This is a genomic window from Streptomyces sp. GbtcB7 (assembly GCF_019091445.1).
Classification (GTDB): domain Bacteria; phylum Actinomycetota; class Actinomycetes; order Streptomycetales; family Streptomycetaceae; genus Streptomyces; species Streptomyces mirabilis.
Genome location: NZ_JAGXJM010000044.1, coordinates 73,608 through 82,108, shown reverse-complemented (window position 1 = coordinate 82,108; position 8,501 = coordinate 73,608). Strand labels below are relative to the sequence as shown.

General features: G+C 68.5%; 8 protein-coding genes and 4 pseudogenes. 5 read left to right on the top strand and 7 right to left on the bottom strand.

Annotated features, from left to right (window positions below; translation table 11 throughout):
- Window positions 1–213: 213 nt before the first annotated feature.
- The 3 genes and pseudogenes from KVT44_RS59065 to KVT44_RS46325 form a co-directional block, all read right to left on the bottom strand.
- A pseudogene (locus tag KVT44_RS59065) lies at window positions 214–539 on the bottom strand (transposase); the annotation flags it as partial.
- Between the two features lie 223 nt (window positions 540–762).
- On the bottom strand, window positions 763–1,569 hold the full coding sequence (locus KVT44_RS46330; RefSeq protein ID WP_217574205.1) for a S9 family peptidase: 807 nt from the start codon (window positions 1,567–1,569) through the stop codon (window positions 763–765).
- 86 nt (window positions 1,570–1,655) lie between these two features.
- On the bottom strand, window positions 1,656–2,390 hold the full coding sequence (locus tag KVT44_RS46325) for an NADPH-dependent FMN reductase (RefSeq protein WP_254650814.1): 735 nt from the start codon (window positions 2,388–2,390) through the stop codon (window positions 1,656–1,658).
- Here KVT44_RS46325 and KVT44_RS46320 point away from each other — a divergent pair.
- Window positions 2,378–2,788, top strand: a complete 411-nt coding sequence (locus KVT44_RS46320; RefSeq protein WP_308314300.1) for a MerR family transcriptional regulator — start codon at window positions 2,378–2,380, stop codon at window positions 2,786–2,788. The two genes, KVT44_RS46325 and KVT44_RS46320, sit on opposite strands and share 13 nt — an antisense overlap.
- Before the next feature lie 11 nt (window positions 2,789–2,799).
- On the opposite strand, the gene KVT44_RS59060 is transcribed toward KVT44_RS46320, so the two are convergent.
- From KVT44_RS59060 to KVT44_RS46310, 3 genes and pseudogenes are all read right to left on the bottom strand, one after another.
- Window positions 2,800–3,120, bottom strand: coding sequence for a zinc-binding dehydrogenase (locus KVT44_RS59060; RefSeq protein WP_308314299.1), 321 nt, complete (start codon window positions 3,118–3,120; stop codon window positions 2,800–2,802).
- A gap of 371 nt (window positions 3,121–3,491) precedes the next feature.
- A pseudogene (locus tag KVT44_RS59055) lies at window positions 3,492–3,707 on the bottom strand (NADP-dependent oxidoreductase); the annotation flags it as partial.
- Window positions 3,708–4,070: 363 nt separating this feature from the next.
- Window positions 4,071–5,279: a S9 family peptidase gene (locus KVT44_RS46310; protein ID WP_217574203.1), complete on the bottom strand. Its 1,209-nt coding sequence runs from the start codon at window positions 5,277–5,279 to the stop codon at window positions 4,071–4,073.
- Between the two features lie 110 nt (window positions 5,280–5,389).
- Between KVT44_RS46310 and KVT44_RS46305 the strand changes: the two genes are divergently transcribed.
- The 3 genes and pseudogenes from KVT44_RS46305 to KVT44_RS46295 all read left to right on the top strand — a co-directional run.
- The gene (locus tag KVT44_RS46305; protein ID WP_190174224.1) at window positions 5,390–5,995 is read left to right on the top strand and encodes a TetR-like C-terminal domain-containing protein; all 606 of its coding nucleotides are present in this window, start codon (window positions 5,390–5,392) and stop codon (window positions 5,993–5,995) included.
- A gap of 38 nt (window positions 5,996–6,033) precedes the next feature.
- Window positions 6,034–6,111 (top strand): annotated as a pseudogene (locus KVT44_RS46300) (IS200/IS605 family transposase); the annotation flags it as partial.
- Window positions 6,102–6,995: pseudogene (locus KVT44_RS46295) on the top strand (RNA-guided endonuclease InsQ/TnpB family protein); the annotation flags it as partial. The pseudogenes KVT44_RS46300 and KVT44_RS46295, both read left to right, overlap by 10 nt.
- Window positions 6,996–7,187: 192 nt before the next feature.
- Here the strand turns inward: KVT44_RS46295 and KVT44_RS46290 are convergent.
- Window positions 7,188–7,352, bottom strand: coding sequence for a hypothetical protein (locus KVT44_RS46290; protein ID WP_217574202.1), 165 nt, complete (start codon window positions 7,350–7,352; stop codon window positions 7,188–7,190).
- 595 nt (window positions 7,353–7,947) lie between these two features.
- On the opposite strand from KVT44_RS46290, the gene KVT44_RS46285 reads away from it, so the two are divergent.
- Window positions 7,948–8,328: a PPOX class F420-dependent oxidoreductase gene (locus KVT44_RS46285; RefSeq protein ID WP_217574215.1), complete on the top strand. Its 381-nt coding sequence runs from the start codon at window positions 7,948–7,950 to the stop codon at window positions 8,326–8,328.
- The last annotated feature ends 173 nt before the right edge of the window (window positions 8,329–8,501 follow it).

Below are 8,501 nucleotides of genomic sequence, written 5' to 3'. Positions count from 1 at the left end.
CACTAATCCGGGGTCAGCACGCTTTCGCTCCCTTCGTGGCTTTCCCACTTAACGTGTGCGACTTCGTGTCGCACCTTCAGTCTGTTGAAGCAGCGTTCACCACGTCGCGCCGCTTGTAGGCGTCGCGGTCGAAGGCCGGTGGCCGTCCGCCGCGGCCGCCGCGGTTCAACCGGCTACGGACCTGGTCTGCTCGCTCGGGGATGGTGTGGCTGATCCCGCGCCCTCGCAGGCCAGATGAATCTTGCTGGTCAGGCCGTCTCGAGAGCGTCCGAGGGCCGGGCTGAGGAGCCCCCTTTTCGGGTTCCGGCGGCGTGCTGGTGGGCGCGGGCGACGGTGGAGCCGACCGACACCAACCAGTCGATGTCGCCGGCCGCGTCTGCCTCCGCCTCCGCCTGGGCGGCGTGGAGCATCCGCTCGAACGTCCCGTCCGCCGCCTACCGGCGAAAGCGGGTGTGCAGCGTGGCCCACGGACCGAACCGCTGGGGCCCATCCCGCCAAGCGGTCCCTGTACGGAACTTCCACACGATCCTGTTGAGGACGTAGCCCGTCGAACCACTCGCGGATCGGGTCCCGGATGCGGGCCGACGCGTGTGCCGAGGCTCGATCCCACGGTCCTGGTACACGGCGAGGAACACTGGGGCGTCGGCGGTGTCCCAGGGTGCAACAGCAGGCCTCCGGCGGCGGGGAGCACGGGCTGCGGGGCGGCGGCGAGGGTATCGGCGGGGATGACAGACGGCGTCGCGAGGGTGCGGTCATGGGTCATCACCCAGCCGGTTTCCAGCCAGCCTGGGTGGGCAGTTCGCCGAGTGCGTTGAGCGTCTTCCTCCAGCTGGCATCGGTGGCGCTCACGACCGTGAAGTGATCGCCCTCCACTGGGATCAGTTCGGCGTCCCAGCCGGCCGCACGCGCGACGTCCGTGAAATGGACGCTCTGCGCGATGGGCACCATCGAGTCCGCCTCGGCGTGAACGGACCGCACCCATACCGGCCATGACGAGTGTTCGGCCAGGGTGCACGGATCGGCCGCGGCATACCGCTCGGGCGCTTCCTCCGGACTGCCTCCGAGGAAGCCGGGTGTCGCACCGTCGCCGAGGTCGTCCTTCACCGCCTGAGTCAGGTCGAGGACCCCCGCCAAGGAGACGGCACCGGCGACTCGGACGCCATCGCCGTGCCCGGTCACGAGGCGCGCGGCGGCCGCGACGGCCAGCTGGCCGCCGGCGCTGTGCCCCAGAGTGACCACGAGGCCCGGCCTGAAGCGGAGGTCGCGGCTCAGCACGGCGAGGTGTTCCACCGCGGCCAGGATGTCGTCGAACGTCTCCGGCCAGCCGCCGTCGGCGCCCACGGTGCGGTAGTCGATCTCCCAGGCGTTCCATCCCTCGGCGGCCAGGGACTCAGCCAGTGGCCTGAGCTGGCCGCTGCCGAGCCCGCTGCGCCAGAACCCGCCGTGGATGACGACAACGGTGCCGCGAGGGGCAGCGCCAGGGGCACGGTGGAGGAAGCCGTGTTGGAGAGGATGGCGCCCGTAGGCGGAACGTACGGGGGCAGGAGGAGTCGTGGGTGTGGGGGCCACCAGGGGTCCTTTCGTTTTCGTACGGCCCCTGGCCGGCGCTGGGGCCCGTTCTGCCCGGGGTCCGGTGCGGCGCGCGGAGCGGACGATCAGGTGTTCGGGTGGTCATACGGTCCGGAGCCGGCCGGCTCCCGAAGCGGTGACAGTCCGCGGTCCAACGTGACGAGCTCGTCCAGCATGGCTGTCGCGGCCAGTAGGTTCCCCTCGGCGGGAGTGAACACGCCATCCTTGATCTGCGGAAACACCATCGGCAGGGCGACGCCTTCGGTGGCCACCGTGACCCGCAGGGCCCCGGAGATTCCCCGGATCGCCTGCCCCGCGCGCATCCCTCCCGAGATCCCGCCGTAGGTAACCAGGCCCATCGTCTTGTACGCCCACTCGGCGGACAGGTAGTCGAATGCGTTCTTCAGCGGGGCGCTGATGGAGAAGTTGTACTCCGGGGCGACGACCACAAAGGCGTCCGCCGAGTCCACCTGCCGCGACCAGGCCAGCGTGTGCGGGAACTGGTACTGGCGCAGGCGGGGATGGTTGGGCTCGTTCATCAGCGGCAGGCCGATCTCCGCAAGGTCCAGCACTTCGACGGTGTCGAACCCCGCGTGTTTCCGGGCGACTTCGGTGATCCAGGTGCCGATGGGCAGTCCGGCCCGGCCGGGGCGGGTGGAGGCGATGATGACTTTCAGCGTGGGCATGCAGTTCTCCTGGGCAGACAAGACGGCGAAGAACCGGAGCAGGATGCTCATCGGTTCCCGACTCCGGCCGAGCGGCGACCGGAGTCTCTCCCTCGTGCTGCCGAGCGTAAAGTTTGACAGCGGTGCGAAGGTCAAGCGAGGAAGGCAACGAGACGGTGCGGATCGGTGAAGTGTCGCGGAGAACCGGGGTGAGCGAGCGGATGCTGCGCTACTACGAGCAGGAGGGGCTGCTCCGTCCGGAGCGGACCCCGGCGGGATACCGCGACTACGGCGAGAACGAGGTGCAGACAGCTACCGCGATCAGGGCGCTGAACGCATCCGGCCTCAAGCTGGACAGCATCAAGAGCCTGCTGCCCTGTGTGAACGGCGCGGAATCGGTCTTCACGCCCTGTGGCAGGGTCCGCGACACCCTGACGCAGGAATTGCGGGCGCTGGATGAGAAGCTGCGCGACCTCGGGGAGAGCAGGCGCCTGGTGGCCCAGTACCTCCAAGGGCTTGCGGCGGACCGCCGGACGACCCCCACGGCAGGCTGAGCACGGCGGGTCTACGGCACCAGGAGGATCTTGCCGCGGACCCCGCCGGCCGCCAGCCGCCGATGGGCCTCGGCGGCCTCTGCGAAGCCGAACCTGCGGGCGGCGGGACGCACCCTGAGCTCGCCCTGGTCCACCAGCTTCGCCAGCTGGGCGAGCCGGCGGCCGTCCTGCTGGACGAACGAGGTCTCCACAGTGATTCCGCGCTCGCCGGCCGGTGTACGAGTGGGCACCACGGACACCACTCGGCCGCCATCGCGTACGCCGCTGATCGCATCAGCGATGCCCGCGGTCTCCAGAAGACCGTCCGCGGCACGGTCAGGGATCTTGCCCACGGCGACCTCCGCCGCGCCCAGCGCCAGGGCGGCCTTGGTATCGGCCCGCTGCGGACCAGGGCGGTGACCTTGAGACCGCGGAGCCGGGCCAACTGGACGGTGAAGCCACCCACCGAGCCGAGCGCTCCGGTCACTACAACCGCCGAACCGGTCGGCAGGGCGAGGAGCTCCAGGGCCTGGTCGGCGGTCAGGGCGGCGAGCGGCATTCCGGCGGTCTCCGACAAGGGGATGGTGGCCGGCGCCTTGGCGACGACCTCGGCAGGCAGAGCGACCAGCTCGGCGTATGTGCCGCGGCCGGTGGCGAGTTGTGCTGACATCGCCATCACGCGGTCGCCTGGCCGCAGGGCCGTGACCCCTGCGCCGACCGCGGTCACCATGCCGGACAGGTCCCAGCCGAGGATCATCGGCAGCGGGACGCTGCTGCGTGCGGCATGGCCCCCTTCCCGTGTCCGTACGTCTACCGGATTGACTCCCGCGGCTGTCGTGCGGATCACCAGGAACCCCGGAGCAGGAGCAGAGGGATCCGGCACCTCCGCGACCGAGAGTTCTCCGGGACCGCCGAAAGCGGACAGCACAACAGCGCGCATAGTTCCTCCCAAGGGCCGCCGCACCTACAGGTCGGTCGGCCGCGGATCGATGGTGCGGGAGCGGACGCGCGGGGCCGGGAAACGTTTCGCGGGAATTGGCAGCGTCCGGTGGCGGTGGGCCACACCCCGGCTCTCTTCTTGGCGACGCTAGACCCTGACACGGTGTCAAGGTCAAACCAGCGATCGACCGTCCGGTTGGTACCGCCGTGAGCCGGGGCCGGGTGGGCCTGGGCGTCACGGGCATGACCTTCCCCTTTCGGAGCTTCCCGCCGCCGTGCCGTGCGTGGTCGGCCCGGGGCGGCGGGCACAGCCGTGTCGTCCGAGGCACGTCCCGACGCCGGCCGCCTGGTGGGCGTGGGCTGGTCAGACGGTGGCGGGGAGGGTGGAGTCGAGCCAGTCGAACATGGTCTGATGGGCGCGGCCCATCGCGCCCATGTGGCAGTGCTCGCCGGCTCCCTCGGCCTCGGTGAGGGTGACCAGGGTGGCGGAGGCGTTGGTGAGGGCCTTTTCGACCTCGTGCGGCTGACCCTTGAGGAACTGGTCGTTCTCGGCGTCCATGATCAGTGTGGGAGCAGTGATCTTGTCGGTGATGCCGCTGAGGGTGTATGCCCGGGTCTTGCGGACCAGGTCGGCGAAGGACTCGGCTCCCATCGCCCAGACGCCGTTGCGCAGTGCCCAGCGCACCTGGGTGCTGGCGCCGGTGAGCATCGTCAGGACCGGGACCGCGACGTCGTCTCGTTCCTCATCGATCCACTGGGTCAGCGCGGGCGGCAGCATCCGGTCGAAAGCGGCGTGGAAGTCGTGGATGCCGTCGTCGAGGATGAGCGCGGCAATGCGGTGCTCGAACGCCGCACTGCGTGCTACGAGATAGCCGCCCAGGCTGTACCCGAACAGAATGATCTTGTCGTCGGCGATCTCGGGACGGCTCACGGCGTAGTCGATGACCGGAGTCGTCACCGCTTCCCAGTCGGGGCGGAACACCAGCTTCTGCTCGCGCAGTGCGGCGCCCTGGCCGGGCCCGTCGAAGGCCAGCACGTTGTAACCGCGACGCAGGGCGGCAGCGGCGATGGCGAAGTAGGACTCCTCCAGGGTGGAGTCGTAGCCGCTGGTGTACACCACGGTCGGGCGGGGGGCGCCGGAATCGTCGACCAGGAAGAGATAGCCGGGCAGCGTGGTGTTTTCGTAGGGGATGTCCACCGTTTTGACCGGAGTGTCGAACAGTCCGGCCGCGGTGGCGAAGGCGTCGTGCGAGCGGGAGGACAGCAGGGTGACCTCCGGGTCGGTGGCGGGGTTCTCGCGCAGGAAGAACTCGGCGGTGCGGTAGTAGTTCGACGCCCGCAGAAACGCCTCACGCGCGCTCAGGCGGTGGCCGTCGGCCAGGGCCTGCTCTCCGATGGCCTGGACCCGCTCGGCCGTCGCCTTCCACGCCCGGTGCCAGCTCGCCTCGTCGCCCTCCGTGATCTTCTGTGCAGTGGTGATGATCTCGCCCAGGTCGGCGCCGCCGTAGTTGGCGAACCCTGCCGCGCGCAGCGTCTCGAACGAGAAGGACTCGTTGTCGAAAAGAAACTTCATTGGGCACATCCCCTCGCTAGTCGAGACGGAACCGTTCCGCCTCGACTGAGAAGGACGGTACTCCCGCACCATGCGAGACGCAACCGTTCCGTCTCGTGTAGGGTTGTCGCATGAACGCCAGATCCGTACCTGCCGCGAAGCGGCCCCCGGGTGGCCCCGTCCTGCAGGGAGATGTGACGCGCGCTCTGGAGATCGCCTTTTTCGAAGAGCTCGCCGCCGTCGGATACGGCAAGCTCTCCATCGAGGCCGTCGCGAGACGGGCCGGCGCCGGCAAAGCCGCCGTCTACCGCCGCTGGCCTTCGAAGCAGGCCATGACGGCCGAGCTCGCCTCGCAGGCGGCCCTCGCGTACGTACGCGCCCCTGACATGGGAAACCTGCACGACGACGTCGCCCAGTTCGTCCGCGACACCATGGCCGCCCTGAGCCACCCGTTGGCCTCCCGCATCGTCCCCGACCTGCTGGCCGAGACGACACGTAACGAAGAACTCGCCGAGGCCCTGCTGGCGGGTATCCGCACCCCTCGACGCGAAAATGCCGCCCGTATTCTTCACCGGGCCATCGAACGCGGGGAACTGCCCGCTGACGCCGATATCGAACTCGGCCTGGACTTCCTGGTCAGTCCGACTTACTGGCGACTGGCCGTCATCAGGACGCCCGTGGGCGACGACTACGTCGAACGCCTCACCGCCAAGATCATCGCTGCTATGAAGGCGTGAGGGAGACCGCTGCGGCCGGCGCGGCGCCCGGCTTCCTCTCCCGCGTGCTCCGCTCGGAGTTTCCGCACCTGAAGTCGAAGATGCCCACCTTGTGGTCGCCGTCGTTCTTCGTCGCCTCGACAACGCGTTCGCGGCGTTCTTCCGTCGGGTCAAGTCCGATGAGACGCCCGGCTATCCGCGTTTTCGTGGGGTGAACTGGTTCGACACGGTCGAGTTTCCCAAGGACGGGGACGGCTGCCGGTGGGAGTCCACCCCGCACGACCCCGTCAGCCGCGTGCGGCTGCAAAGTGTCGGGCACGTCCGCGTGCACCGGCACCGGGCGGTGAAAGGCCGCGTCAAGACCGTGCCGGGCCGCGTGCGGCATCGACATGGGCATAGCCCATTTCCTGACCACCTCCGGGGGTGAGCACCAGCCCAATCCGAGGCATGGAAAACGCAACGCCGATGCCCTTGCCGAGGCCCAGCGCGCGTTGATGGCGTTCCCGCGCCGGAAGCGGGAGAACCGCACCGCCAGGCATCGCCGGGCGGTGGAGAAGGTCGCCAGCCTGCACCGCAGAGTCAGGCGGCAGCGCACGGCCACGCACACAAGGCCGTGCTTGCGATGGTCCGCGACTACGACGTGATGGCACACGAGCGCCTGAGCGTCGCGAACATGGTCCGCACGCCCAAGCCCAAGCTCGACCCCGTCATGCCCGGCGGCTTTCTGCCGAACGGTGCGGCGGCCGAGGCCGGGGTGAACAAGAGCATCCATGATGCGGGTTGGGGGGTGTTCCTGGGCATCCTCACGCACAAGGCTGAAAGCGCCGATCGTGTACTGATCCCGGTGGACCCCCGCAATGCCTCCCGCACCTGCCCCGCCTGCGGGCACGTGTCCGGCGAGAACCGCACCACGCAAGAGAAGTTCGAGTGCACCCGGTGCGGACACACTGCCAACGGCGACGACATCGGCGCACTCAATGTCGCTATCAGGGCCGGACTGGTCCTTCCCGACGTGGCCTAGCCACGACAGGAGAAGCCCCCCGGATTTATCCGGGGGAGGAGTCACTGACGTGGTGAAGCAGCACAACGGGTCCCGCGAGCAGGACAGGATCAGGGGGAGCACACCTTCGTGTTCTCGCGGTCGCACGCCGACCCGGTCCCCGCGTCGGGCGCTCGGCGGTGCGCAGGTGTGTGTCCGGGAACGGCCGTGCGGTCATCCGGTTTTGGCGACCTCGATGGTGACCTGGCGGTCGTAGAGGTCCTTGAGGACGGATTTCGGGGTGTGTTCGTCCACGATGACGAGGTTGAAGCCGGTGAGCGGGGCCAGGGCGTGCAGAGGGTCCGCCGTTGCCTCCCTTCGTGTTCCATTCAGCGGCATTGTGGATTCCGCTGTACGGCATCGGCTCCTAGGGTGCGACGTGTGATGCGGAGGTACTCGACTCGGATGGCGCCTCTGGAAGCAACCTGGGACTTGAAGGAGTAGCCCATGGATGTCGTGCGCAAGGACGTCGTTCGGCTCGGTGAACAGCGCTATGAGCTTGGACCTTGCTGGCCACCCCGGTGACGCGTGCCACGTTCGGCGGGTTTCCGGCCCGCGTACTCGCCCGCCCCAGGTGCGGCGGCGAGACACTCATTGCATCTGGCATGCCGCCGGCCGGTTCCTAGGTTCACCCCTCCGATGTGCCCGGCTCCTTGGACCCGCTCTGTGACTCAACACATGGCGTTTCCGCCGCCGCTTACGAGTCCTGCTTCCAGACGCTCGGTTTCACCGGGCACGGCTGCCGCGGCAACCACGCCCAAGGCTCCTCTCCTAGCCACTGAGCACACCGATGCGGCGGAACCTTCTGCCGGACACCGGCCGAGGGATGACCACGCGCAACGGCAACTTGCCTGCCGCTCCGACTCTCACCCTGGCGGACGACGAGCAGTCCGAACCGCCACCCCTCACTGCCCGCAGGAAGAAAGCGACCATCATGACCGTCCTCGACGAACTGAGCCGCAGCCGCTACGTCAGCCTTACGACGTACCGCAAAGACGGGACAGCTGTATCCACGCCCGTCTGGCACGCGGTCGATGGCGGGAAACTGTACGTCTCTACCACCCCTGACGCCTGGAAAGTAAGAAGGATCCGCAACGACAGCCGAGTCGTCGTCGCAGTCTGCAATGCGCGAGGCCGGGTCGCGGATGACGCTCCGAGAGCCGAGGGGGAGGCGGTGCTGCTGGACACCGCTGGTACCGAAGGCGTTCGCCGTCTTCTCGCCCGCAAGTACTTCCTCGTACGGCTGACTGTCTGGGCCACAAAGATGCTTCGCTGCTCTGCACGTCCCGCGATCGGAATCGTCGTGTCCTTCTGACTTCACCTGCAGATGCGCACCCAGAAGGCATGGCCTGCTGTACTGGTCCTCGGCGACAACCTCCTCTCTCTGGAGGGTATTTCGTTGCGTGGACGAGTACTTCGTCGTTCCGGCTGCCCGCGCACCGGTCGCGGTCGCACGCCGACTCGGTCCCCGCGTCGGGCGCTCGGCGG